The organism is Lentzea sp. NPDC054927 (assembly GCF_053610285.1).
This window is the reverse complement of the sequence record NZ_JBSGXZ010000015.1, coordinates 66,481-92,444: the sequence shown is the minus strand read 5'-3', so window position 1 is coordinate 92,444 and position 25,964 is coordinate 66,481. Positions and strand designations below refer to the sequence as shown.

The 25,964-nt window shown below is 69.0% G+C and carries 15 protein-coding genes; 4 read left to right on the top strand and 11 right to left on the bottom strand.

Annotation, left to right across the window (positions count from 1 at the left end; translation table 11 throughout):
- Positions 1 to 2: 2 nt before the first annotated feature.
- On the bottom strand, positions 3 to 9,683 hold the full coding sequence (locus ACWGE0_RS21780; protein WP_452262714.1) for a LamG-like jellyroll fold domain-containing protein: 9,681 nt from the start codon (positions 9,681 to 9,683) through the stop codon (positions 3 to 5).
- 297 nt (positions 9,684 to 9,980) lie between these two features.
- Between ACWGE0_RS21780 and ACWGE0_RS21775 the strand changes: the two genes are divergently transcribed.
- Positions 9,981 to 12,740 (top strand): tachylectin-related carbohydrate-binding protein, encoded by a 2,760-nt coding sequence (locus ACWGE0_RS21775; protein WP_452262713.1) that lies wholly within the window; start codon positions 9,981 to 9,983, stop codon positions 12,738 to 12,740.
- A 209-nt stretch (positions 12,741 to 12,949) separates the two neighbouring features.
- Entirely contained in the window at positions 12,950 to 15,949 is a 3,000-nt protein-coding gene (locus ACWGE0_RS21770; protein ID WP_452262712.1) for an MGH1-like glycoside hydrolase domain-containing protein, read from the top strand.
- A 9-nt stretch (positions 15,950 to 15,958) separates the two neighbouring features.
- Here the strand turns inward: ACWGE0_RS21770 and ACWGE0_RS21765 are convergent, their stop codons facing one another.
- The 5 genes from ACWGE0_RS21765 to ACWGE0_RS21745 form a co-directional block, all read right to left on the bottom strand.
- The gene (locus ACWGE0_RS21765) at positions 15,959 to 16,573 is read right to left on the bottom strand and encodes a TetR/AcrR family transcriptional regulator (protein WP_452262711.1); all 615 of its coding nucleotides are present in this window, start codon (positions 16,571 to 16,573) and stop codon (positions 15,959 to 15,961) included.
- Positions 16,574 to 16,597: 24 nt separating this feature from the next.
- Positions 16,598 to 17,182 (bottom strand): NADPH-dependent FMN reductase, encoded by a 585-nt coding sequence (locus ACWGE0_RS21760; RefSeq protein WP_452262710.1) that lies wholly within the window; start codon positions 17,180 to 17,182, stop codon positions 16,598 to 16,600.
- A 113-nt stretch (positions 17,183 to 17,295) separates the two neighbouring features.
- Positions 17,296 to 17,892, bottom strand: a complete 597-nt coding sequence (locus ACWGE0_RS21755) for a TetR/AcrR family transcriptional regulator (RefSeq protein WP_452262709.1) — start codon at positions 17,890 to 17,892, stop codon at positions 17,296 to 17,298.
- A gap of 15 nt (positions 17,893 to 17,907) precedes the next feature.
- Positions 17,908 to 18,915 carry a hypothetical protein gene (locus ACWGE0_RS21750; RefSeq protein ID WP_452262708.1) on the bottom strand — a complete coding sequence of 336 codons (1,008 nt, stop codon included), beginning with the start codon at positions 18,913 to 18,915 and terminating at the stop codon, positions 17,908 to 17,910.
- Positions 18,912 to 20,351, bottom strand: a complete 1,440-nt coding sequence (locus tag ACWGE0_RS21745) for a hypothetical protein (protein WP_452262707.1) — start codon at positions 20,349 to 20,351, stop codon at positions 18,912 to 18,914. The genes ACWGE0_RS21750 and ACWGE0_RS21745 overlap by 4 nt, the downstream gene beginning before the upstream one ends.
- 344 nt (positions 20,352 to 20,695) lie before the next feature.
- Here ACWGE0_RS21745 and ACWGE0_RS21740 point away from each other — a divergent pair, with 344 nt between their 5' ends.
- Positions 20,696 to 20,824 (top strand): hypothetical protein, encoded by a 129-nt coding sequence (locus ACWGE0_RS21740; RefSeq protein ID WP_452262706.1) that lies wholly within the window; start codon positions 20,696 to 20,698, stop codon positions 20,822 to 20,824.
- On the opposite strand, the gene ACWGE0_RS21735 is transcribed toward ACWGE0_RS21740, so the two are convergent.
- Positions 20,825 to 21,415: a CGNR zinc finger domain-containing protein gene (locus ACWGE0_RS21735; RefSeq protein ID WP_452262705.1), complete on the bottom strand. Its 591-nt coding sequence runs from the start codon at positions 21,413 to 21,415 to the stop codon at positions 20,825 to 20,827.
- 130 nt (positions 21,416 to 21,545) lie between these two features.
- On the opposite strand from ACWGE0_RS21735, the gene ACWGE0_RS21730 reads away from it, so the two are divergent.
- Positions 21,546 to 22,397 carry an alpha/beta fold hydrolase gene (locus ACWGE0_RS21730; protein WP_452262704.1) on the top strand — a complete coding sequence of 284 codons (852 nt, stop codon included), beginning with the start codon at positions 21,546 to 21,548 and terminating at the stop codon, positions 22,395 to 22,397.
- A gap of 7 nt (positions 22,398 to 22,404) precedes the next feature.
- Here the strand turns inward: ACWGE0_RS21730 and ACWGE0_RS21725 are convergent, their stop codons facing one another.
- The 4 genes from ACWGE0_RS21725 to ACWGE0_RS21710 form a co-directional block, all read right to left on the bottom strand.
- Positions 22,405 to 23,010 (bottom strand): response regulator, encoded by a 606-nt coding sequence (locus tag ACWGE0_RS21725; protein ID WP_452262703.1) that lies wholly within the window; start codon positions 23,008 to 23,010, stop codon positions 22,405 to 22,407.
- 72 nt (positions 23,011 to 23,082) lie between these two features.
- Positions 23,083 to 24,162, bottom strand: coding sequence for a sensor histidine kinase (locus tag ACWGE0_RS21720; protein ID WP_452262702.1), 1,080 nt, complete (start codon positions 24,160 to 24,162; stop codon positions 23,083 to 23,085).
- A 10-nt stretch (positions 24,163 to 24,172) separates the two neighbouring features.
- Entirely contained in the window at positions 24,173 to 24,901 is a 729-nt protein-coding gene (locus ACWGE0_RS21715; RefSeq protein WP_452262701.1) for an ABC transporter permease, read from the bottom strand.
- A complete protein-coding gene (locus tag ACWGE0_RS21710; RefSeq protein ID WP_452262700.1) occupies positions 24,901 to 25,800 on the bottom strand; it encodes an ABC transporter ATP-binding protein in 900 nt (299 codons plus the stop codon). Before ACWGE0_RS21710 ends, ACWGE0_RS21715 begins: the two co-directional genes overlap by 1 nt.
- Between the last annotated feature and the right edge of the window lie 164 nt (positions 25,801 to 25,964).

Sequence of the window (25,964 nt, the reverse complement as noted above, 5' to 3'; positions counted from 1 at the left end):
ACTCACATTCGGGGCGGTTTGAGATAGTCGATCAGCTTGATGCCAGGGTGAGAGTCGACCCGGTCTTTGCAGTTTTGCCGTTGGGGTCCGCACGCCTTCCTGGACGGTGCGACTCTACCGGTGCTGCCCACTTCTCCAGCCTGCTCGGCATTCAACATGATCTGCTCGGCGTCGGTCTGCCCCTGCCCGGTGAGTCGCTTGCCGAAGATCCTGCGGAAGCCGAGATTCTCGGCAACCCTCCGCATCCCGGGCGAAGTCTTGTTCCGGTTCACCGCGTAGACCAACTCGCCGTCGAGCTCTCCTGCCACCACCGTGGTGCGCTGGTGCGCGATCTTGGCACCGATCGGGCTCTTCCCTTCCGTCACCGCGTCGTGGATGGCCTCGGCGGCGGCCTGCAACTCGTCATCTGTGACACCGGTGGTGTCACAGATGTCGTCGTCGTTGTGGACGAGGAGTGGCGCGGCCTCCCGAGAGCTCGCCACGTAGTACGTGTGGAGCCCGTCGACCGTGAAGTTGTGGACCTTCTGCAGCCCGCTCCACGTCCGCGTCCCGGTGATCTCGGCGGACCGGTTGTCAGCCGTGAGGAACCGATACGTCGGCTTGAGGTCGACCGCCTTGACCCAACGCTTCTCCGACTCCACCCAGAACGGGTGCTCGTCGGTCGCCTTGATCTTGCCGCCCGACGAGTCGGACAGTTCGACCATGGTCCGCACCGACGCCTTCGTGCGGACTTCGGTGACCTTGCGAGGTCCGGACTTCCCGGTGGTCGGGTCGGACGCGAGGACGTAGTCGCCCTTGCGCAGGTCTTCGATCTTCTTGCGCGAGCCGTCGGCCATCAGGACGAGAGTGCCGGGCACGAAGCTGTTCGACGGGGCCCACGGAGTGCGGCACCCGGCGCCCTGCGACGCGTCCTGCTTCGCGTTCTTGCCGCGATCCTGCGTGCGTTTCTTCTTCTTGCCGCCACCCGTCAGATCCAGGATGTCACCGAGATACGGAGCCCCCATCATGGTCAGGGTCTCCGACACCTGGGCCTGCGCGGCCTCCTTCACGACCTCCTTGCCGACGCCGAGCATCGCGGTCTTGATCGTCTCGTAGACCTTGTTCAGGTCCTGCACGTTGGTGACGACCGTCTGCACGATGCGGGCCGGCGCGTTGGGCATCGCCGAGATGATGTTCTTGGCGTTGGCGATGCGCGGCTTCAGCGCCGCCTTCAGGGTCGGGATCGGGTTGGACTTGACGGCCTTGGCGACCGCCGCCTTGGCTGCGGCCGTTCTGCGGATCGCCGCCTGCAGTGCCGCGGCTGCCGCCGCGGCTTGGCGTGCCGCCGCTTCGGCTGCCAGTTTGCGCGGGTCGGGTAGTGACTTGCCGGCGGAGGGGACGTCGCCCTTCTTCAGCGGCATGCCGTCCGGGCCCTTGCCGGCGTTGGGGCCGTCCGGGCGACGCGGGTGCGGGGCGTCGGGCGTGCGCGGGGTCGGGACGTTGTCGGCTCCGCGCAGGGCGTCGTAGCCGCGGTTGCCCCACTTCGCCGCGGTGGCTCCCCAGCCGCCGAACGGGATCATGCCCGCCGCCGACAGGGCCGCGTCGGTGTAGTTGCCCTCGGCGAGGTACCAGACGGCGTTGATGCCGTCGGCGATCTCGCCCAGGCCGGGCACCAGGCCCGCCACGTCCAAAGCGGTGTGGCCGATCGTCGAGATGTTGTCGCCGACCCACGAGACCGCGTCGCTGAACCAGCCGTGACCGTCCGGGTCGAAGCCGTTCACCGGTGAGCCGACGCCGTAGGCGTAGCGGTTGAAGCCGCCGGAGCCCGGGCCGCCCTGGTCCACCGAGTCGCGGGACACGAACGAACCGGACGACGGCTCGTACCAGCGGGCGCCCATGTTCACGTGGCCGCTGTCGGGATCCGTCCAGTCGCCCTGGAAACCGACGTTCCGCTTGGTACCGGCGGAAGCGGTGACCTTGCCCCACGGGTCGTAGGACGCGGAGTCCTTGACCTGGGCGCCGTCCAGGCCGCCGATGACGTCGCCGTGCTTGTCGGACAGCAGCACGCGCTTGTCCGCACCGGACGCCAGCGACAGCAGCTCGCCGAACACGCCGCGGCCGTAGGTCGCGTCCGAGTCCTTGACGGCGTCCATCTCGATGCCCGCGTACTTGAACTGCTGGCTGCCGCGGGTCACCGGGCGGTCCAGCGCGTCGTACGCGTAGGTGGCCGCGCCGACCTTCGTCAGGCGGTCGAACGCGTCGAAGTCGAACTTCTCCTCGTGGCCAGAGCTGGTGCGCGAGTCACGCGTGCCGCGTGCCGAGTACTTGTAGGTGTAGTCGCCGTCGGACAGCACGCGGTTGCGCTCGTCGAACGTCGAAGTCTTGGCACCGTTGCGAATCCGGTTGCCGGACTTGTCCCACCCGTACTCGGTCGTGGTGCCGCCGGACGTCCACGACGTCATGCGGCCCAGGTCGTCGTAGCCGTATGTCTGCTCACCGGCACCCGCGGTGCCCGCCGAGACCTTCTTCTTCAGGCGGTCGGCCAGGTCGTACTCGTAGCCGACCGACGCGATCACACCACCGGTGGAGTTCTTCGTGACGTCCGAGGTCTCGCGACCCAGGTCGTCGTACCCGAACGTGCGCACCCGGCCGGCGCCGTAGTTCATCGTCTCGACGCGGCCGGAGGCGTTGTAGCCGAACGCGATCCCGCCACCGGTGACGCCGTCCGCCACGGACGCCAGGCGCCCCTGGGTGTAGCCGAACGACGTGGTGCCCGCCGCGTCCGTGCGGGACGTCAGCCTGCCCACCTCGTCGTAGCCGAACGACGCGTCACCGGACGGGCCGGTCGCCGAGGTCATCAGACCCCGGTTGTTGTACTGGTAGGTGTTGGTCCCGCCGGGCGCGCTGACCGACGTCGGACGGCCCACGAGGTCGTAGGAGATCTCACGGTCCGGAGTGGACACCGACGCGCCCGCGCCGGCCTCCTTGGTCAGCCTGCCGAGACCGTCGTACGTGCGGGTCCTGGTCACGCCACCGGGTGCGGTGAGCACCGTCGGCCTGCCCGTGCCGTCGTACGCGGTGGTCCAGGTGCGGTCGGCCGCGTTCGGGTGGGCGGTGGTCGACGGCTCGATCACCGACTCCGGCTTGCCCAGCGCGTTGTACGTGTAGAACGTCGGGTTGCCCCGGCCGTCGGTCACGCGAGTGCGGCGGCCGGAAGTGTCATAGCCGTACGACGTGGTGATCGACTCGGATGCCGAGACCGGCTCCTCCAGCGAGGTGAGCTGGCCGAGCGCGTCGTAGGCGAACTTGGTGACCTTGCCCAGCGCGTCCGTTGAGGTGAGCAGGTTTCCGGCGATGTCGTAGGTGTACCTGCCGGTGCGGAGAACCTGGCCGGTCGGGCTCAGGCTGGCGTCCAGCGTCTTGTTGCCCGCCTGGTCGAGCATCTGGTACGACGCACGGCCCTGGCCGTCCTTCGTGTACACCTGGTTGCCGAAGCTGTCGTACCCGAACTGGGTCGTCACGCCGGCCGGGTCGGTGACGCTGGTCTTCTGCCCCAGCTGGTCGTACCCGATCCGGGTGATCTCGTTCTTCGGTGACGTGACGGTCGACAGGTTGCCCGCCGCGTCGTAGCCCAGCTTCGTCTCGTGCGCCGCCGGCTGCGGGCGAAGTTCGAGCACGGTCTGGGTGATCGGCCTGCTGAACTGGTCGTACGTGCGGCGGTTCTCGCCACCCGTCGGGTCCGTTGTGGACAGCAGCTCGCCGTTGTGGGTGTAGCTGTAACGCCAGCTGCCGCCCGCCTCGCCCGGCGCGTCCGGGTTCGGGTCGCGCTTCTCCACCAGACGGCCGCGCTGGTCGTAGTACATCCAGATGGCCGCACCGGACGGATCGGTCGTCTTGACGGGGTGGCCCATCGAGTCGTACTCGGCGAGCACGGTCGCGACCGTCGTCTGGGTGGAACCCGGTGCCTTGTAACCGGGTGACTCGGTGCGGACCGCGCGGCCCGCCTTGTCGTACGCCATCTTCATGACGCCACCGGCCGCGTTGCGCACCTCGGTCACGTCACCGAACGCGTTGTAGCCGGTGATGGTCGTCGGCCTCTGCACCGACGGCGCCGAACCGTGCTCCTCCGCCGTCACCGGCGGCGAGATGACGGAGATGACCCGCCCGCGCTCGTCGTAGCGGTAGTCCGTGGTGTGGTCGGCCACGGTCGCGCCGCTCACGTTGCCGCGCGGCGCGGTCACGGTCGTCACCAGGTCGCGCTGGTCGTAGGTCTTGCGCGTGACGACCGGGCCGTTGGGCCCGCGCAGGGTCTCCTTGACCTGCCTGCCGTACGCGTCGTACTCGAACTCGACGGTCTCGCCGAACGCCGCGCCGAACGGCCCGGTGTTGGAGTGCTTGCCGGTCCGGGTGACCTGGGTGATGTTGCCGCTCAGGTCGTAGGCGTAGTCGGTGCGCCTGCGCAGGGTGTCCGGTTCCTGCGTGGTCGACTTCAGCCGGCCGGTCGCGTCGACCTCGTGCGTGACGACCTTGCCGCCCAGCCCGACCTGACGGACCAGGTTGCCCGCGGCGTCGTAGGTGTTCTGCTGGATCGTGACCGGGTCGGTCTCGATCCCGCCGTCGGCCCTGGCCTTGATCTCCTTGACCAGGCCGTCGCGGTAGTAGTCGTACTCGGTGCGCCTGCCCATCGCGTCGGACTGGATGAGCAGCCTGCCGTTGTGGTCGTACTGGTTGGACTCCAGCACCAGGTCCGGCAGCGGATCGTCCGGGTCGAGCGGCTCGAACCCGGTGGCGCCCGGCGTGATCGCCTTGCCGTGCCAGCCGACCATCCGCACCTGGGCCACCTTGTTGCGGGCGGTGTAGGTGTAGACGGTCTTCACGCCGTTCGCGTCGACCGCCCACGTGCGGTTGCCGAAGTTGTCGTAACCGAACGAGGCCTCGTTGCCCACCGGGCCGACCGTCTTGATCATCCGGCCGAAGTCGTCGAACTCGAACGTCGACGCGCGCGAGTTGCCGGGGTCGGCCGAGTCGACCAGTTCGGCGGCGGTGGTGTTGCCGTCGTCGTCGTACGTGGTCTTCGCCGTCTCGGTGTGCGTGGCACCCGAGACCGCGTTCTTCGTCGACGGGTAGGTCACCTCGGTGACGCGGCCGAGCTTGTCGTACTTGTACGACGTCTGAACGCCCTGCGGCTGCGCGTCCGAGAACTCGGTCGCGGTCTTCTTGCGGCCCAGCACGTCGTAGGTGAAGACCGTGCGCAGACCGGACGGGGACGTCGTCTCCGCGAGGTCACCGTTGGCGTAGTACTTGTTGATCGTCGCCGAACCGCGCGGGTCGGACGTCGACTTCAACAGCCGCGCGGGCTCCTTCGCCGTGGTGCTGCCGTACGCGAACGTGCTGCCGTCGGTGTAGGTATGGAACGTCGACCCGCCGTCGGGGTTCGTCTCCTGCTGGAGATCACCGAAGTCGGTGTAGACGGACCGGGTCAGGTAGGTGTCGTCGGTCGGCCCGGACGACCGCGCGTCCCGGCTCTCGATCAGCTTGTCGGTCTTCGGGTCGGTCGGGTCCGCCGTCGGAGCCTGGTAGGTGTAGTAGGTCGTCTGGCAGTTGTTCTCCTCCCGGCAGCTGATCTTGCGGGAGAGGTTGCCGCGGTCGTCGTGGACGAGGGTGGCCGTCTCGCCGTTCTCGTCGATGATCGTCTGCTGGAAGCCCGACTCGTCGTAGCCGAACAGCCGGACGCCCAGTGCCACCACGAGGCCGGAGCAGGTGACGAACCCGTCGGCGTTCGTCGTGCAGTCGCGGCCGATGACGTCCTCCGGCCTGGCGGCCGCGCCGATCGGCGTGACCTGCCGCAGGAGCCTGCCCTTGAGGCCGTCGAAGTCGAAGTACTGCGGACGGCCGCCGGGATCGACGATCCGGACCGAGCGGATGATGTTGCGCTCGTCGCCGCCGACCGTGGGCACACCGAGCTGCCAACGACCACCGTCGCTGTCGGTGTACTCCCGCATGCGGTCGTGGACGTGGTCGTAGCTGACGGTCGCCGCGACCCGCTGGCTCGGCAGGCGCACCGACGTCAGCTGGTCGCCGGGCTCGCGTGCCGCCCAGTGCGTGGCCACCTGGTTCTCGCCGAGCGGGCGCGCGTAGAACGCGAGCTCGTCGACCTCACCGGTGAAGTGCGTGCGGCCACCGGCGATGGCCGGGAACGCCCCGACGGTGAACGCGGTGCCGGCGTAGGCGTACTCGAGGCGCGGGTGGTCGATCACCCCTTGGCGGCTGGCGACCACCTTGCCGTCGAGGAACATCGTCTGGGTGGCCAGCGAACCCGAAAGCACCACGTGGTGCCAGTTGCCGTCGTTGACCGCCACGAGCGACGTGATCGGGTCGATCACGCCGTTCCAGAACTGGCCGCGCAGCTTGCCGTCCGAGCCGACGTACAGCACGGGCACACCCGCGCCGGGCGACTGGTCGACTGCCTTGTCGTGGTAGGAGAACAGCGGACCGGCGGACGTGCCGCGGAACCACAGCTCCACCGAGAGGTCGCGGTGCTTGTTGACGCTCTTCTCCGGCAGCTGCACGAAGCTGTTGCCGTTCAGGTGGACCGCGCGGTCGTCGCTTCCGCCCAGTGCGCCGGGCTTGTACTGGTTGGACTGGTCGACGTTGACGAACTTCGCCATGTCCTTGCCGAGCTTGACGCCGATCTGGCTGTTCGCGTCGGCGCCGCCGGCCTCACCGAGACGCCAGTACGAGTCCGGCCGCGAGTCGAGCACCGTGCTGCGGTAGTGCGAGCCGTCTTCGTAGCCGTAGCGGGTGCACTTGCCCGTCGGGTTGCAGGCTTCCAGCAGCCGGTCGTTGTCGTAGACGTACTTCCACTCCAGCGGGGAGCCGTCGACCGGCTCGGTGCGGACGTACTCGACGTGCTTGCCGTCGGCGGTCCACGCGAACGTCAGGGTGCGGTTGCTGGTCCGGCTGATCGCCTTCCACAGCCTGCCCTCGGTGTCGTGCGTGAGATCGACCAGCCGGCCCGCACTGTCCTTGATGGACACCAGCGCGCCGTCGAAGCGGAACGTGTAGACCGTGCGGTCCTTGTCGATCAGCTTCCAGTCCGTCGCCACCTTGGTCAGCGTCGCGGCCCTGCCGGGCGGCGGGGTGTAGCTGCCGTCCGGGTTCTGGCCGAAGCGGACCTGCTGGCCGTCCGGGTAGGTCACGACGACGTTGCCGGAGCCGTCCGCGTCCGGCACGACCCGCATGTCGTAGCGCGACGACCAGCCGCTGCCGAACGTGAGGTTGCCGCGCGGGTCGAGGCTGTTGTAGGTGCGGGCGACGTTCAGCTCGGGGCCGACGGTCGCGGCCGCCGCGTCGACGGCGGCGGTCGTGTAGTTGCCGACCATCGGGTCGAAGCCGAGACCGTTGCCGGTGTAGGGCGCGTTGCCCATCCGGGAGGTGACCTCCGGCTGCGGCACCGAGGTGATCAGCGCGGAGAACTTGATGCCCTCGCTTTCCCCGTTGCCGTCGTACGCGAAGGTGCGCCAGTAGTAGACGCGGTCCCAGCGCAGCTTGCCGGCGGGGACGGTCCAGTAGACGTTCGGCTGGACACCGGAGTCGAAGCAGCTGACCGGGTTGCCGGCCTCGTCCTGCTCGCAGACCTGGAACTTGTAGGTGAGCGGGTCGTTCTCGTGGTCTTCCGCCTTGGCCCACAGCTGCGGCTGCAGGGTCTCGGTGCTGTGCCCGGCGAGCGGGTACTGGCCGGTGACGACCGGCGGGATGTTGAAGACCTCGAGGGTGATCCGCGCCGGCGCGACCTGTTCGTCGGTGAAGGTCTTGGTGCCGTGGCGCATCGTGAACTCGAGGACGTAACTGCCGATCGGCAGCTTCCCGATCGTGGCGTTGAGCTCGACCTCGCCGCCCCGCGGGACGTCGTGCGGCAGCGTCGCGGCCTGGGGAGTGCCCTCGTGCTGGTTGTTCTTCTTCGTGTTGAAGACCTTGTAGGCGAGGTTGTAGCCCGCGTCCCAGGTGTTCGCGCCGGTGTTGGTGACCTTGACCTTGATCTTGCCGTCCAGCTGGCTCGTCACCGGCGGGTCGGGGATCGGCTGGCTGATCACGTACTTGGCGTCGTACGGGCTGTGCGTGACGAACAGCTTCGGCGGGTTGGCCGACGCCGTACCGGTGAACTTCTTGAAGCCACTGGTGTTCGCGTACGTGCCCGCGCGCAGTGCGATGCCGTTGTCCGGGGCGGTGCCGTGGACCCACGACTGGACCATGTCCGTGCCGGCGTCGCCCAGGGCGATCAGCTCGGGCGCGGCGGGACAGGCCGAGCGGGTCTGGCCGGTGGACATGTAACCGTGCGAGAACGCGGCACCGCCGATGACCGGACCCAGGGAGGGGGCACCGTCGGGACCACTGGTGTTGGTCCAGGCCGCGGCGACCTGGTGCACGTTCACCTGGGTCGCCTTGCAGGTGGTGGAGTCGTAGTTCACGACCTGCAGCGAGGCACCGAAGATCTTGTGGTTCGCCAGGCGCTGGGCGACGGACGGGAACTTGATCAGCGCGGTGTTGTTGCCGCCGCCGGTGTCGCGGCCGATGTGCAGCTCGCTCGCGCCAGGCGCGCCACCGCCGGTCCGGATCCGCTTGCTCTCGGTGGCACCGCCCTCGAACACGCTGGGGTCGACGAGGACGGGGTACACGCGAGCGGGGTCGTCGAGCCACGCGGAATCGAGCGACACTCGCAAAGTGCGCCCGTTGTCGACGATCTCGTAGCGCACGCCGTGCGACTGGGGCGTCTCCGTGCCCTCCGCACGCCCGGCGGAATCGGTCATGAAGCCGGCTGGGATGCGCAGCCGCTCACGGCCGCCCGCGTCGGTGAGCGTCACCGATCCGTCGACGACCTTGGGGGTGAGTCCCTTGAGCCGCAACGGGAAGTCCCACGTGCGAGCCGCGGCGCGGTCGTGCAGGACGAGAATCTCCTTGGCACCACCGGGAGCTGACTCGACCCGCAGATCGGCGTGGTCGGCGACACCGGGATACGTGACGGTCGTGCCGTTCTGCTGGCCGGCGACGTTGCGCGCGCCCGCGAGTCCGTAGGCGAACTCGTGGGCGTCGTCCAGCTTGACCTTGACCAGATCGGGGGCGCTCGCGGCACCGGCGAGCCGCAGGTCGACGCTGTCGGCCTTGTTGCGCCACTGCCCGTTCTCCGCGACCAGCGCCGGGTCGACGGGTGCCCAGCTGCCGTCAGCGCGCTGGAAGTTGAGGGGACCGTCGCTGAACTGCGTGGTCAGCGTGCCGTCGGCGTTGCGGTAGGTGGTTTCGTGCCTGCCGCGCTGCTCGGGGACCTCGACGCTGGTCTTGGCGTCGAACCCGGTGAGCGTGGTGGGTCCGGTGGTGACCTTCGCGGCGTTGCGCGCGCCGTCACCGGCCTTTTTGTACTCGGGAGCGCCGTACTTGGACTGCTCCGAGACGGGCAGACCGCGGTTGCCCTCGCGTCCGTCGCTTTCGGACGCGAGCCCGTCGGGGCTGCTCCCGTCTTGCTTGGCGGCCAGCCCGCGGGCCTTGTCGAGCTGCTCCTCGAGCTCCCGCGCGGCGTTGCCGAACCACGGCAGCAGGGAGGTGAACCCAGGACCTGCGACACCCACTACGAGTGTGACGGTCAGCAACAGTCCCAGCAACGGCACCAAGTATTTGGGCGCGCGGAAGCGCCCGGCTCTCCGGCCGACCATAGTGATCTTCCCCCAGGCAGTAAGGCCTCAACGTGCAGGCGGATCGGAGCATAAAGTCCGATACGCCGACTTCACAAGGCATGTGCGTCTGGTCACTTTGTGTAACGGAAGCGCGAAGTGAGAGGTTCGTCCGCAGGATTCCACTCGGGCTATTTCGTCTGGTACAAACCGTTCCGTCAGCATCCTCTGGGGGATGTCAGCTACTACCGGACGCGCAACCGCGCGTGCTTTGGCGTGTCCGGATTGGGGGGCCTTCGAGTCATGAGCAGACCCGCGCGCCAGTCGTGGAGACGCCTGGTGCAGATCTCACTCGCCGCGATGGTCGGGGTCGTCGGCCTGCCGATCCTGACCGCCGGCAACAACGTCGCCAACGCCGTGGAAACGGTGTCGTGCAAGACCGCGAACGTGTTCGTCGGCATGGCGAACAGCAACGACTTCCGGCTGCGCAAGCAGACCTACCCCGCTGACGGGTATCCCAACTGGGCGTCGGACGACGGCATCGGCTGGGGCTGGAACGAGCGCTTCATGGCCGGCCCCAACGGTTACATCTGGTTCATCGAGACCGACGGCGAGCTGCGCCGGCACCGCTGGACCGGCAGCACCTGGGAGAACGGCGGCATCAGCGAGCTGATCGCGGGCAACTGGGGCGGCTGGGACCTCCCGCAGTACCACTTCCGCGTCACGGTCGACAGCAAGAACCACATCTACGGTGCCGAGTCCGGCGGCAACCTCGTGCTGAGCAAGTACGACGAGACCACGAAGGTCTTGTCCCGCAGGGTGATCGCCAGCGGCTGGGACAAGTACGACCAGATCGTCGCGGCGGGCGACGGCGTGATCTACGCGCGTGACCCGAACGTCAACGGCGGCACGCTCTACCGCTTCAAGTACGACGAGACCACCAGCAAGTGGTTCAACTACGACACCCAGCAGTGGCAGAACGAGCAGTGGAACCGCAACGTCGGCAACGGCTGGAACGGCTACAAGCAGATCACCTCGCCGGGTGGCGACATCCTCTGGGGCACCTTCCCCGGCGGCGAGACCTGGTGGTACCGCTACATGCCGAAGTACAACTTCTGGGAGCTCAACGCCAGCGGTGACTGGAAGTCGCAGATCGCCACCTGGACCGGTGTGGACGAGATCGCGCCCGCGATCGACTCGTGCACGGGCGGCGAGATGGCGTCCGATGTGGACTGTCTCGCCAACGCGAAGATCTGGGGTTCCCAGCACAACGACCAGCTCTGGATGCGTGCGCACAACGAACCCGAGACCGGCGTGACGAGCTGGCAGAAGCCGCAGCACCTCGGCAACGGGTGGAACGGCAGCCGCTTCATGGCGGGCGCCAAGGGGTACAAGTTCTTCATCGAGCCGGACGGCGAGTTCCGCACGCACCGCTGGATCGACGGCACGGGCTGGGACAACGGCGGCATCAGCAAGGTGGCCGCGACGGGATGGGGCGGCTGGGACCAGCTGCCGTACCACAACCGCGTGACCGTCGACAGCAACAACCACGTCTACGCGGCGGTGGCGACCGGCCAGCTGGAGTTCCACGTCTTCGACGAGGCGACGAACACCCTTACCCAGAAGCAGATCATCGACGACGGCTGGGGCAAGTACGACCAGGTCTTCGCCGCGGGTGACGGCGTGCTCTACGCGCGTGACCCCAACATCGACGGCGGCACGCTCTACCGCTTCCACTACGACTGGAAGAACCGCCGCTGGCTCGACTACGCGCGCAACGTCGGCTGGGGCTGGAACGGGTACTCCCAGATCCTGTCGCCCGGTGGCGACGTGGTCCTCGGTGTCAGCGGCAACGACATCTGGTGGTACCGCTTCGACAACACGGCCAAGGTCTTCACCACCACCGCGGAGGGCGAGCCGAAGAAGCGGATCTCCTGGTGGGACGGCCTCAAGGAGGTCATGGCCGACATCGACTCCTGCAAGCTGACGACGCCGGAGAAGGTCACGCCGCCGTCCTCGGTGCCCGCACCGCAGAGCGAGCGCGCGCAGATGATCTACAACCAGGCGAAGTCCCGGTTCGAGGTCGCCTTCGTCACCGACCAGGGCGTCCTGCGCCGCGGCTGGCAGAGCATCCCCGGTGCCGAGGAGATGATGTTCCAGGGCATGACGGGTGCCGGCTTCACCGGCCGGGCTGCTTTGGCGCAGCAGAACGACAACAGGCTCGTCCTGGCGGCCCGCGGCGCCAATGCGCAGGCCAGGTCGTACATGCAGCGGCAGGGCGGCCTCGACTCGGACTGGAACCAGCCTCAGGACCTGAACGGCGCGCTGTTCACGGACCCGATCGTGGCGCGGGGCAAGAACAAGGTGCTCACCGCGTTCGCGCTCGACGGTGCGAACAAGCTGTGGTTCGCCGAGCAGTTCGGCCCGGACGGCGCGTTCAAGGGGTGGCGCAAGGCGGCGTACACGACTGACTACAACATGACGTCCGACATGACCATCCTCCCGGTCACGGACGGCTTCGAGATCGCCTACCGCAACCCGACGGGCACGCTCGCGGTGAAGAAGTTCACCAACGGCACGCTGGCGGCGCAGCGGATCGCGGGCGGCATCACCGGTGTCGGCACGCCGGGTGCGGTCGTGTTCGACGACGGCAAGGTGCAGCTGGTGAGCCGCGGCTCGGACAACAAGCTGTACACCACGAGGGAAGGCGCGTCCGGCTTCCCCGCGTGGACGAACATCGGCGGCGCGCTGGAGTTCACCGGTTCGCCCGGCGTGGTGCTGAACGCGTTCGGCATCGTCGAGGTCGCGATCCGCGACACCGGCAACCTGCTGCACCGCGGCGGCCAGACCGCTCCCGGCTCGACGACCTGGCGAGTCTGGGACAACACGCTGCGCACCGCGCCGATGGACCCGTCGTTCGCGGCGAGCCCGAGCGGTGAACAGCGGATCTTCTGGCGGGTGGACGCCCAGTACTACCTGCTGGACGCCCCGGCGTACACGTCGGACCAGTCCGCGGCGATGCCGGCTCAGGCCGCGCAGTCCGAGGACCTGGCGGCGAACGAGGTGACCCCCAAGGTCACCAAGGGCGACATCAAGTAGTCCTGCACGACCCTGAGGGAGCCTTCTCGTCGCTTGTGACGGGGAGGCTCCCTTCGTCGTGCAACACGTTCCGTCTCTGCTGTTCGGCGTATGCAAGTACCACCAACACATGATCGAAACGCCGTTAACCACACCCAACTCGGCGAAGGTCTTGCATTGTGAGAGCGCTCCCACTTCAATGCTGCACATCACCTGACGTTGGGGGTCGGATGCGCGGGTTGACGACGGTGATCGTGGCGGCGGCGTTGGTGGTCTCGACCGCCTGGCCTGCGGTGGCGCAGGCTCCGCCGAGCCTCTACCCGGCGGTCGGTGCCGGGACGAACTTCCTCAACCACGCCGAGCTGCTCGGCAACGTCCCGGAACCGGCCTGGTACGAGGCGAACATCCCGTTCGTCGACCTGCCGGACCGCGAGATCCGCGACACCTACTACTACCGCTGGCGCACCTACCGTGAGGCGTTGAAGTACACCGGCCCGCGGGACGGGTGGATCGTGTCGGAGTTCCTCGGCCCGGTCGGCTACTCGGCGCCGAACGGCGGGATCGTCGCCGCGGCGGGGCACCACGTGTACGAGGGCCGCTGGCTGCGCGACCACCGCTACCTCGACGACTACGTGGACTACTGGCTGCGCGGCTCGGGTTCCGGACCGAAGCCCGCGACCGACTTCCTCAACAAGAACACCACCGACTGGGCCCACCAGTACTCGTTCTGGGCCGCCGACGCCGTGGCCGCCCGTGCCGCGGTCGACGGCCGTGCCGGGTTCGCCACCGACCGGTTGCCGGAGCTGGTCCGGCAGTGGCAGCGCTGGTCGCCGCAGTTCAACCAGGAACTGGGGCTGTACTGGCAGACGCCGGTGTGGGACGCGATGGAGTACACCGCGAGCTCCTACCAGAGCCCGGATCCCTATCACGGCGGCGACGGCTACCGGCCGACGCTCAACGCCTACCAGTACGGCGACGCGCGGGCGATCGCACAGTTGTTCCAAGCACGCGGGGATGTCTCCAACGCGCGCCAGTTCGACCAGGCTGCCGAGGCGCTCAAAGCGAACCAGGAACGCTGGCTGTGGGACGCCACGGGCAAGTTCTACAAACATGTGATGCGCGACGACAACCCCGGCCGTACGAAGCTCGCGGACCGGGAGTCGATCGGGTTCGTGCCGTGGTACTTCCACATGGCACCGGCGGGGAACAGCGCGGCGTGGGCACAACTGACCGACCCGCAAGGGTTCGCGGCTCCCTACGGCCCGACCACCGCCGAGCGGCGCAGCCCGTGGTTCATGCGCGACGCCCTCAACGGGTGTTGTCGCTGGAACGGCCCGAGCTGGCCGTACGCAACCAGTCAGACCCTGACCGCGTTGGCGAACCTGCTCATCGACTACCCGAGCCAGCCCTACGTCGACCGCGACGACTACCTCGCGGTGCTGCGCGGATATGCGCTCACGCAACGGAAGAACGGCGAACCGTACGTCGCGGAGGCGCATCACCCCGACGAGAACCGCTGGCTGTACGACGGCAAGGGCCACAGCGAGGACTACAACCACTCGACCTTCAACGACAACGTGCTCTCCGGCCTGCTCGGCATCCGCCCGCAGCTCGGCAACTCGGTCTCGATCGCACCGCTCGTGCCGGACAGCTGGACCCACTTCGCCGTCGAGAACCTGCCGTACCACGGCCACAACCTCACCGTGGTCTGGGACCGCGACGGCAGCCACTACGGTCGCGGCACCGGCCTGCGCGTCTGGCTGGACGGCAGGTTGAGCCACACCCAGCCGACGCTCGCCGGGGCAAGGCTGACCATCCCGCCGCGCTCCGGTGCGGACCTGCCGGAGCTGGTCGACGACTTCGCGAACGTCAGCCGCACCGGTTATCCCACCGCCCGCGCCTCCTACAGCTACAGCGCCGACCCGCCCACGAAGGCGATCGACGGCCAGGACTTCCACCTCGATGTGCCCGGCACGCGCTGGACGTCGTACGGCAGCCCCAACACAGCGGACTGGCTGGAGGTCGACCTCGGCGCCCCGGCCCCGATCTCCGACCTGCGCGTCACGTTCTATGACGACGGGGGAGGCGTGCGCGTGCCGACGACGTTCGACCTGCAGTACCGCGCGCCCGACGGCCAATGGCGCGACATACCGGGCCAGCAACGAAGTCCCGCGCAACCGGTGGCACGTCAGGTGAACCGCGTCCTGGTGCAACCGGCGCTGACCGCCGACCGGGTGCGAATCCTGCCGCGCCGCGGTGACGGCGGCGCGGTCGGCATCACGGCGTTCTCGTCCTACCGGCCCGCTGTCCGCGGCCTGCGCGCATCACTGCCGGACCAGCTGGCGGTCCGCGGCGGTGCGGTCGACACGACCACGACTTTGGTTGCCCAGCAACCGTTGCGCGGCGTACGGGCCACGCTCGCCGTGCCGTCCGGGTGGAGCGCCGTCCCGTTGACGTCCGCAACCGCGGCCCACCTTGCTCCTGGCCGGAGTCTGGTCACCCGCTGGCGCGTCACGGCACCTGCCGGGCTGCCACTCGGCGAACGGGCCCCGATTCGTTTGCTGGCAACGGCATCCGGCTCTGGTTCGACCGGCGCAACGTCGGCGCTGAGCTCCGCCCAGACCGTCTTCGACCCTGCCGACTACGCAGGAGTCGTCTGGGACGACACCTTCGAAACGGACCGACTCGGTTCGTATCGAGTGGACAGTCCGTTCGCCGAACCTCCGCCGTCGCTGAAGGTCGCGGACGGCCTGCTGACCGCGAGCGGGACCGGTCGAAGCGGTTCGCTGCTGGTCGCGCCGGTGACCGGTGACGCCCGCGGCACGGCGATCGTCGTCGAACCGCGTTCGTTCGCGGGTTCGGCGCCAGAGGACAGCCTCTTCCTCGGCCAGACCGCGGGGAACCGCGACTTCGCCTTGGCGTGGTTCAACAACGCGGGCAAGGCGTCCGGCGTCGACGTGACGGTCGGCGGAGTTCGCCAGGGCGACGAGGCCACCGGTGGGTGCTGCGCGAGCCTGACCTGGGCGCCGGGTGATCGGCTCGCCGTCGTGGTCCAGGACGGCCGGTTGACCAGCTGGCACGAGCACGAGAAGCGGTGGACGTTGCTGCGTGCCGCACCGATCGGGGCCGCCGTCGATCCGGCGGTGGTCGCGGGGTGGGCACCGGCGCTCGGGTTGCGACTGGACGCGGGTGCGCTGGTGATCGACCGCTTCACCGTGCGCAGCCGCTAGAGACAGTCGCTAGCCCTGGCAGATGCTCTCGACCAGCACCTGCCAGCTCGCGATCAGGTCGTGCCCGACGGCGCCGGGATCCGGGGCGTCCGGATCGTCCGACGCCTGCAGGTACAGCAGGATCGGTCCCTCCAGCGCGGCGACCAGTTGCAACGCCAGCGTGCCGCTCGCCGCCGCGTCCGGGCGTGCCTCGCTCAGCAGCATCTGGACGTGGAACAGCGACGGGCTCTCGTTGACGGGCACCGGCTGGCCGGTGTCGAGCGAGGCCCGCGCCAGGACGGTGTGCTCCAGCAGGAAGTCCAGGCGCGCCCGGCCGAACGCGACCAGCCGCTCGACCGCCGGTGCGCCGGGGCCCAGCGGGGGCGGGCCGCTCATCACCCGTTGCTGGAAGTGCTTCTCCTCCTCGTCGAGCAGCGCGTGGAAGATGCCAGCGCGGGTGCCGAAGCGGCGGAACACCGTGCCCTTGCCGAGTCCCGCGCGTTCGGCGAGGCCGTCCATGGTGACCTTGTCGGCGCCGAGTTCCTCGACCATCTGCCGGGCGACGTCGATGAGGTGGGCACGGTTGCGCGCGGCATCGGCCCGCTCCTCGCGCGGGCGGCCCAACGGCAGTGCGACAGGTTCCACGGACAGCACGCTACCTGCGCGCCATCAGGACACCTGCTGCGACGCGAGCTGACGTTCCCGCAGCGGTGCGAGGGCCTGGCTCCAGTCGACGAGCTCGTCGATCATGCTGGTCAGGTTGGCCGCCTGGAAGTCGGTGGGGGTGAACGTGGTGAAGCCCTCGAAGTCGTGGAACATCGAGAGGGACACGCTGGTGCGCACGTCCGCGAGCTTGAGTTCGCCGGCGATGAGGCGGAGGTGCTCCACGGCCCTGGCGCCGCCGACCGAGCCGTAGGAGACGAAGCCGACCGCCTTGTTGTTCCACTCCGCGAACAGGTAGTCGATCGCGTTCTTCAGAGCGCCGGACGTGGAGTGGTTGTACTCCGGCGTGACCATGATGTAGCCGTCGAAGCCGGCGATCTTCGCCGACCACTCCTTGGTGTGGTCGTGCTGGTACTGCCCGAGCATCGGGGGCATCGGCTCGTCGAGGTGGGGGAGCGGGAAGTCCTTCAGGTCCACGAGTTCGAACGTGGCGTCGTCGCGCTGTTCCGCCTGCTCCTGAACCCACCGAGCCACCTGCTCGCCGTTCCGGCCGGGGCGGGTGCTGCCGATGATGATGCCGATGTGCGTCATGTCCTGGTCCTTTGCCGAGGTCCGGGGCAAGCGGACCGTACCCCGCTTGCCTGAAGTGGACTTTACCCCGGTTAGGTGGGCATGGCTCGGTGCTGTGGGTCACACGGAGCTGGCTAGCCCAGAGCCGGCCCGATCCAGCGGCGGACGAGGGCGCGCAGCTGGTCGTCGGTGTGCGGGGGCGTCGAGGGGGAGCGCAGGAACGACAGGAAGAGCCGCATCAGGATCTCGGCGAGCCCGGCGAAGTCGTCGTCGGTGGTGACGCCGGCGGAGGCCCAGTCGACGGGGACGTTGCGCAGAATCCGCGCGCCGAGCGCGAGCCACTCCTGCGACGTCACCGCGCCGGTGAAGAAGTCACCCTCGCCCGCCTGCAGCAGCAGACTCAGGTAGCGCTCCTCGGGAACGGCGCGGACGCCGAACACCACGGACTCCACGGCGACCTCGGCGGGGCTGCGGAACTGCGTCAGGTGCCGCTCCATCCGTCCGGCGAACTCCTCGACGCCGGCGATGGCGACGGCGCCCAGGACGTCGGCCAGCCGCGGGAAGTAGCGGTAGACGGTCTGCCGGGTCACCCCGGCCTCGGCGGCGACGTCGGACATGCTGGTCTTGGCGAGCCCGGCGCGATCGAGGCACGCCGTGGCCGCCTCGACGATCCGGCGCCGCGCCTCCTGCTCGGTGCCGGGCGGGTTGCCCTGCCATCCGTGATGCCCCATGCGGACCATCCTTCCTCACGCCGAGGAAGCAGGCTCCTTGCGCCGCACCAGATGGAGCTTCGCCAGCACGAACCCCGCCCCGGCGAGGCAGGCGAGCGCGTAGAGGCCGCTGCTGATCAGCTTGCCGTCGGCGACGAGCCAGAACACCGCCATCACCCCGAGGTAGCAGGCCGGGTAGACCCTGGCGAACGGCGACAGCTCGTCCGGGCGCGCTCGCGCGATGAGCCACAGGCCGGCGATCCAGATCAGGGCCAGTTCGGCGCCGAGGATCCACGCCTGCGCGGTGATGTTCGTGCCGGCCAGGCTCGACGGGATGCCGGCGATCATCATCGTGAACGGGGTCAGCACCCCGGCCGCCACCGCCCGCCATCTTCCTGGCAGCCGCACCACCAGGTACGTCATGGCGGCGAGGGAGACCGAAGCGAACAGCAGCGCGCTCTTCAACGGCACCGAACCCATCGCGGGCTGGTTCACGATCGCGTTGCCCGGGTTCCAGGCCCACCACTTCAGCTGCGGTCCGATGTGGTCGAACACCTCGTAGAACACCTGGCACACGAAGGCGACGGCCACCGCCCCGGCGAGCGCGCCACGTTGCCGGAAGATCCCGAGCGAGCGCACGACCTCGTAGGCGAGCTGGCTGATCATCGGGTAGAACGCCACGATGTACAGCGGCAGCCGGTCCCACATGAACTGCACCGTGAACTGGTTGTGCGCGAAGATGAAGCCGTAGATGTCGTCGAGCCCGAACCACTCCGGGAAGTACAGCGGCGGTTCGACGACGAAGAGGTAGACCAGCGACGCCCACCACAGCGCCAGGTTGGTCGAGTCGCCCGCGCGCTTCCGGCGGATCGCGTGCACCAGCGCGAAAACCGCGCCCGCGATGACGAGCACCTCGAGGATCGGCATCGTCCAGTGCGCGAGGTCCCACGGCGCCCGCGCCGAGACCACGGGGGAGACGTCGTGGCAGTCGAACCCGAGACCGCGCGTGACCGCCTCCGCGTCCGGCCCGCACTCGGTGCTCATCGCGTCGCCGCGGTCGAGTAGTCCGTGGCCGGCGGCTCGACCAGCGGATCGAACCCGAACGGCACCTTCTGCCGCCCCAGCGCGGTGCGGACCCGATGGCGCAGCAGTCCGGCGATCACCCGCGGGTTGGTCATCATGTCGCCGAGCGACTCGTCCAGGTTGAACACCTTCGCGAAGTGCTCGTCGATCACCGCGTCCTCGCGCGCGGCGCCGACGATGAAGCTGAACGCCGGCCCCGACACCGCCGCGATGAGCTTCCGCCGCCACTCAGGCAGCTTCTCGGTGCCCTCCGCGCACTCGTAGCCCTGATCCCTCGCCATCGCCAGGCCCCACGGCACGCTCAGCAGCTTCCGTTGTGCCGCAAGGAACCGCGCGGAGAACCCGTCATCGACGCGGGACGTTCGTTCGAGATGCCCGCGCAGCGACAGCGCCGACATCGCCGCCGAACTGATGCCCTGCCCGTAGAACGGGTTGAACGCGCAGATCGAGTCGCCGACGAACGCCAGCCGCCGCGGCGGCGTCTTCCACCGGTCGTATCGCCGCCACTTGTTGCCCGTCGACCGTGTCAGGTGCACCTCAGAGGTGGGCGTGCACCGGTCCATCGCCTCCGCGAACAACGGCGTCCGCACGCGCCGTGCGGACCCCACGAACGCATCGGTGGTCCGGGGCATCTCAAGCCCCCACGACCCCATGCACGCGATCGCGCGGTTGCCCTCGATCGGGAAGAAGTTGACCAGGAACTCGTGCTCCGGCGGGTGCGCGCCCTTCCGCAGGGTCGGCATGACCACGATGTGCCGCCACCACCACGACGCCGGCGGCTCGTCCGGCAGCTCGTACCAGCGCGAGGTGTAGGTGACCTTGGCGTCGAGCGTCCGCACCTCCGGCTCGGGCCAGCCCGCCGCCACCAGCCAGCTGCCGACCGACGACCCCCGCCCCATCGCGTCCACCACGAAATCCGCCGCGATGTGCTCATCGCCGAGGGAGACACCTGCGACCTCGCCGTTGCGGCAGCTCAGGCCGCTCACCGAAACACCTTCGCGCACAACGACGTTGCCCAGTTCGCGCACCTGGTCCCGCAGGATCCGCTCGATCAGGATCCGCGAGCTGTAGATCATCGTCATGGCCGCCCGCTTGCGCGCCGACCAGCCCTCCCCGTCGAGGTAGGCGGCGTCCATCGACGGCATCAGGTGCAGTCCGCCGGCGGCGATCAGGTCGTCCTCGAAGCCGGGGAACAGCGCCCCGATCGCCCGGCGCCCCGAGTTCAGCAGGAAGTGCGGGTGCTTGCTCTGCGGCACCCCGCGCCGGTGCTCGGCCTCGGCCGGGAGCTCATCCCGTTCCAGCACAACCACTTCGTCGAAGTGCGCGGCGAGCGCCCCCGCCGCGCAGAGACCGGCGGCACTCCCGCCGAGAACGACCGCGGTGCTGCCGAGCCGCATGAGGACCAACTCCCCGGATCATTCATACAAAGTGCCTTTGAATGTATGAATGACCGGCGTGGGTGTCAAGGAATCCATTGCGCACGAACAGGTTCGTCGTTCGGTGGTACAGGTGGAGGTGACGATCTTCATCGGATCGGCGGGCCGGTCGCGGTGGTGGGCCACTCGTACGGCGGCTTCCCGGTGACCGAGGCGACCGCGGGCGCGGACTCCGTGACGCACCTGGTCTACCTGGCCGCGTGGATGTTCGACGCGGGTGTCGATCGCCGACGCGGTCGGCATCCCGCCGTTCGAGGTCGACCTGGTGCCACCGCCGGCCGACGCCCTCGCGCAGTTCTACGGCGATGTCGATCCCGTGGTGGCCGAACGCGCCGCGCGACAACGACAAGGCGATCCTGCCGACGTCGCACTCGCCGTTCCTGTCCGCGCCCGCCGACCTCGCGGCAATGCTGGACGAGATCACGAAGGGCTGATCAGGCCTCGCCGCGGGTGCGCTCGTAGTGCCGGGCGACGCGGGCCCGGTTGCCGCAGAGGTTGGCCGTGCACCACACCCGCCGCTTGTTCTCCGCCAGGAACAACATCGAACAGGCGGGGTTGGCGCACCGCCGCAATGACTCGAGCCGGTGCGGATCAGCCAGAAGGCGGATCGCCTCGCCCGCGATCGCGGCCAGCGCCGGGTGGCCGTTGTAGTCGTCGTGCCACCGCTGCACCACCTGCGCGTCGGCGCCCCAGCCGTCGAGCCGCGGGCTGGTCGGCACCGAGGCCGCGATCGCGTTGAGGTCCTCCACGGCGGCCGGATCCGGCGTGCGGCCGGTCAGCCGTGCGTCGAAGAGTTCCCTCAGCACCGAGCGCAGCCGGCGGACCGCGTTCGGCGCCGGCTGCGCCGCGGCGGGCAGCCGGTCGGCCTGAAGCGCCCACCACTTCGCGTACTGCGCGTCGTCGGCGAGGAGGTCGACGGCCGGCTCGGCGGCCAGCGCCTGCGTGTCCACCAGGTCGAGCGCGACGAGCGGCTCGGCACCCATCGGGAAGCCCGCGGCCTGGAACTCGGGCAGTGTCGTGCGCACGCTCGTCCCTCCATCTAACACCTAGAGCGATCGGCGGAACATTAGCACGTTCTTATCCGCAGTGCTTGCATCTCGCGACCTAACGTGTCTACGGTTGATTTATCCGTTAGAACGAGCTGAGGAGCACGAGATGCCCGCAATCCGTCATCGCCACGTCGAGGTCGACGGCCTGAAGGTGTTCGTCCGCGAGGCGGGGGACGCGAGCAGGCCGACGCTGGTGCTGCTGCCCGGTTATCCGTCGAGCACCCGCGCCTACGTGCGGCTCATCGACCGCCTGGCCGCCGACTGGCACACCGTCGCGATCGACTATCCGGGCTTCGGTTCGTCCGATCCGCTGCCGGGCAGCCCGACGTTCGACCGGCTGGCCGAGGTCACCGGCAAGGTCATCGACCTGCTCGGCATCGGTGACTACGCGGTCTACATGTTCGACTTCGGCTCCCCGGTCGGCTTCCGCATCGCGCTGGAGCACGACCAGCGCGTCAAGGCCGTCATCACGCAGAACGGCAACGCCTACACCGAAGGCTTCGGTCCCGGCGTCGAGGCGCTCAACGGCTGGTGGAACGACAGGGAGAAGCACGAGGAGACCGTCGACTGGTTCCTCAGCCTCGCCGGCACGCGGCACCAGTGGCAGGCGGGTGCGCGCGACCCCCAGCACATCGACCCGGAGCAGGCGGTGGCCGACCAGGCCGTGATCGACCTGCCCGGCCGCGCCGAGTACATGAAGGCGCTGCTGTGGGACTACCAGACCAACCCTGGCCGCTACCCGTCCTGGCAGGAGTGGCTGCGCACGCGGCAGCCGCAGGTGCTGGCGGTCTGGGGCAAGAACGATCCGTTCTTCATCGCTGCTGGTGCCGAGGCCTATCGCCGTGACGCGCCGTCCGCCGAGGTCGTGCTGCTCGACACCGGTCACTTCGCGATCGAGGAAGCGGCCGACGAGATCGCCGAGCACGTGGGCACGGTGCTGGCGAAGACCTTCGCCTGAACCAGCCCTATAACCAGCCGCTGTCCTCCGCGACCTTGACGGCCTCCGCCCGCGTGCGCGCTCCGGTCTTGCCGATCGCCGCACTCAGGTGGTTGCGGACGGTGCCCTCGGACAGGTGCAGCGCCTTCGCCAGGTCGGCCACCGTGCCCCCGTTCCGGGCGACGGCGAGAACGTCGCGTTCGCGGTCGGTCAGCGGACTGTGCCCGGTGGCCAGCGACTCGGCGGCGAGCGCGGGATCCACCACCCGCAACCCGGCGTGCACGCGGCGGACGGCGTCCACGAGCTGTTCGGGCGTGGCGTCCTTGACCACGAACCCCGCCGCGCCCGCCTCCATCGCCCGCGCGAGGTAGCCGGGCCTGCCGAACGTCGTGCAGACGATCACCCGGCAGCCCGGCACCGCGCGGCGCAGCTCTGCCGCGGCGGTCAGGCCGTCCTTGCCGGGCATCTGGACGTCGAGCAGCGCGACGTCGGGCCTGGTGCGCTGGGCGGTGGCCACCACCTCGTCGCCCGCGCTGACCTCGGCCACGACGTCGATGTCGGGCTCCAGTCCCAGCATCGCGGCGAACGCACCCCGCACCAGCGCCTGGTCGTCCGCCAGCAGCACCCTGATCACCGCGACTCCTCGATCACGCCACCCGGCACCTCGATCACGGCAGCATCCCTGGTCACGTCATCTCCTCGTACGTCAGGCGACCTCGGCGCGCAGGCGGTAGCCGCCGTCGGCCATCGGCCCCGCGAGCACGGTTCCATCCAGCGGGGCCAGCCGCTCGGCCAGGCCCCGCAAACCCGTTCCCGGGACGCCCACTCCCGTGCCGCGCCCGTTGTCCCGCACCTCCAGCCAGGTGTCGCCGAGCCGGACCGAGCAGCGGGTCGCGGCCGCGTGCCGCAGCACGTTGGTGATCGCCTCGCGCAGCACGTACCCGAACACCCCCTGCAGTTCGGGTCGCACGTTGTCCACCGCGTGCGGCAGGTCGGCCTCGACGCCGGCCGCGCGCAACGCCGCCCGTGCGCCCACCACCTCGGCCGACAGCGACACCTCGCGGTAGCCGGAGACGGTCGTGCGCACGTCGCTGAGCGCCTGCCTGCTCAGGTGCTCGACCTCGCGGATCTCGTCCAGCGCCCGGCCGGGCTCCTCGCTCTCCAGCAACCGCCGCGCCACGCCGGTCTTCAGCGCGATCGTGGTCAGGCTGTGGCCGAGGATGTCGTGCAGGTCCCGCCCCAGCCGGTTGCGTTCCTCGGTGCGCGCGAACGCGGCGATCTCCTCCTGCGCCCGGGACAACGCCATGTTCGCCCGGATCATCCTGCCCACGGCGAGCATGCCCAGCGAGATCGACAGCAACGTGCCGAGCTGGCCGCCGTCGATCGCGAGATCCTGTTCGAGGTACATGGTGATGCCGAGCGCCAGCAGCACCGACCCGTCTATCGCGATCGCCCGCCACGGCTTCAGCACCACGGCGACCGTGGACATGATGTAGACCATCAGGCCGGCGGACGACATGCCCAGCCAGTACACGACGATCAGGCCGAGCACGGTCAACCCCAGGCACAGCACCGTGTTGACGTTCTCGCTGCCGCTGGACCACAACCACCGCGGCGCGATCATCCAGCCCCCGCCGTAGGCCACGAGCAGCACCACCAGCACCACCCGCGCCGCCACACCCCGGTCGCTGACGACGACGTCGTAGATCACGGTGGGGATGTAGAGCAGCACGAACAGGACGCTGAACCAGTACCACTTGCTGTTGTCCTTGTTCTTGCGGGCCACGACGTCGAACCTAGCTCTGGGTGCGGTAGCGGCGCACGGCGACCAACGACAGGCCGGCCACCCACAGGACGATCACCAGCAACGCCTCCTTGACGTCCACCCCGGACACGAACGGCGCCTGCGTGAGCTGCTTGACCCAGAACGTCGGCAGCGCCTTCATCAGCGTCGCCAGCCAGTCCGGCGCCACGTCGGCCGGGATCCAGATCCCGCCCAGCAGACCGAACAGCATCGACGCCAGACCCGTGATGGCCTGCATACCGTCCGGGCTCGCGATCAGCCCGATCACGATGCCGAGCAGCACGAACGGGATCGCGCCCAGCCACAGCGTCGCCAGCACGCCGAGCCAGTGCGGCGCGTCCATCCGGACGCCCTCGACCACGCCGATCACGCACACCAGCAGAATCCCCGGCAGCGCCACCAGCATGCTCAGCGCGCCCTTGGTCAGCAGGTATCCCGAGCCGCTCAACGGCGTCAGCCGCAGCTGCCGTTGCCAGCCCAGTCCCCGCTCGACGGCGATCCGGGCGCCGATCGACAACGGTCCGGCCATCACGCCGAACAACGCCATGTTCATCATCAACGACGTGGTGACCGGCAGCCCGTTCGGGAACGTGCCCTCACCGCCGCCGTAGAGGTTCACGAACAGCACGAACATCACCGACGGCAGCACCACGGTGAAGATCAGGTACCGGCCGTTGCGCACCGCGCGCCGCAGTTCCAGCGCCAGGAAACGGGTGTTCATCAGTTGTCCTCCCCGGTCAGCGTGAGGAAGGCTTCCTCGAGGCCTAGCGCGGTGATCTCGATGTCGTGGGCGTGCGGGTAACGGGTCAGCAGTGCGCGCACGGCGGCGTCGGAATCCGTGCAGGTCAACATGATCTGGTCGGCGCGCCGTTCGGCCGAGCGCACGCCGGGCAGGTTCAGGTCGATCGCCCCCGGCACCACCGCCCGCAACGTCCGGCCCGACACCGCGGCACGTACCTGCGCCACCGATCCGTCGGCCACGATCCGCCCGGCCCGCATCAGCACCACGCGGTCCGCGTACTCCTCGGCCTCGTCCAGGTAGTGCGTCGCGAACAACACGGTCCGGCCGGTGTCGGTGTAGGCGCGCATCTGCTGCCAGAACGCCCGCCGCGTCTCCACGTCCATCGCGACCGTCGGTTCGTCGAGCACCAGCAGGTCCGGTTCGCACACCAACGCCAGCGCGAACCGCACCCGCTGCTTCTGCCCGCCGGAGAGCTTGGTGCACTTGCGGCCGGCCAGGTCCGCGATGCCCGCCTGCTCCAGCGCCCGCGCCACCGGCATCGGCCTGCGGTGCAACGCCGCGATCAGCCCGACGGCCTCGGCCACCGTCGCGTCGTCCAGCAGCGCCCCGCTCTGCAGCATCGCCGAGATCTGCCCCGCCACCACCGCCTCGCGCGGCGTCTTGCCGAACACGCTGATCCGTCCACCGTCCGGAGTGGACAGACCGAGCAGCAGGTCGACCGTCGTGGACTTGCCCGCGCCGTTCGGGCCCAGCAGCGCGACCACCTCGCCGGGCGAGATCACGAGGTCGATCCCGTCGACCGCCCTGACCTCGCCGAAGCGCTTGCTCAGGCCGCTCAACGCCACCGCGGCGCCGGCCCGCACAGCTGTCTCTGTCATGCCTCCATGCTCGCCACCGGCACCCGGCCGGGCGGGTCTCAGCTGTCACGACCTCGCCATGACAGATGTCATGGCAGGTGATCTGGATGCCAAGCACTGTGTAGGGGGTAGCGCTATCAAAAAGTTAGCGCTTAGCTCATGGCAGCACAGACCGAGTGGAAAGG

Excerpts from the sequence above, each read along its gene's own strand:
- ACWGE0_RS21710 (WP_452262700.1), bottom strand. The coding sequence starts at position 25,800 with ATGACAGAGACAGCTGTGCGGGCCGGCGCCGCGGTGGCGTTGAGCGGC.
- ACWGE0_RS21740 (WP_452262706.1), top strand. The coding sequence starts at position 20,696 with ATGTCGATCCCGTGGTGGCCGAACGCGCCGCGCGACAACGACAAGGCG.
- ACWGE0_RS21780 (WP_452262714.1), bottom strand. The coding sequence starts at position 9,683 with ATGGTCGGCCGGAGAGCCGGGCGCTTCCGCGCGCCCAAATACTTGGTG.
- ACWGE0_RS21755 (WP_452262709.1), bottom strand. The coding sequence starts at position 17,892 with ATGGGGCATCACGGATGGCAGGGCAACCCGCCCGGCACCGAGCAGGAG.
- ACWGE0_RS21715 (WP_452262701.1), bottom strand. The coding sequence starts at position 24,901 with ATGAACACCCGTTTCCTGGCGCTGGAACTGCGGCGCGCGGTGCGCAAC.
- ACWGE0_RS21730 (WP_452262704.1), top strand. The coding sequence starts at position 21,546 with ATGCCCGCAATCCGTCATCGCCACGTCGAGGTCGACGGCCTGAAGGTG.
- ACWGE0_RS21760 (WP_452262710.1), bottom strand. The coding sequence starts at position 17,182 with ATGACGCACATCGGCATCATCATCGGCAGCACCCGCCCCGGCCGGAAC.
- ACWGE0_RS21750 (WP_452262708.1), bottom strand. The coding sequence starts at position 18,915 with ATGAGCACCGAGTGCGGGCCGGACGCGGAGGCGGTCACGCGCGGTCTC.
- ACWGE0_RS21770 (WP_452262712.1), top strand. The coding sequence starts at position 12,950 with ATGCGCGGGTTGACGACGGTGATCGTGGCGGCGGCGTTGGTGGTCTCG.
- ACWGE0_RS21745 (WP_452262707.1), bottom strand. The coding sequence starts at position 20,351 with ATGCGGCTCGGCAGCACCGCGGTCGTTCTCGGCGGGAGTGCCGCCGGT.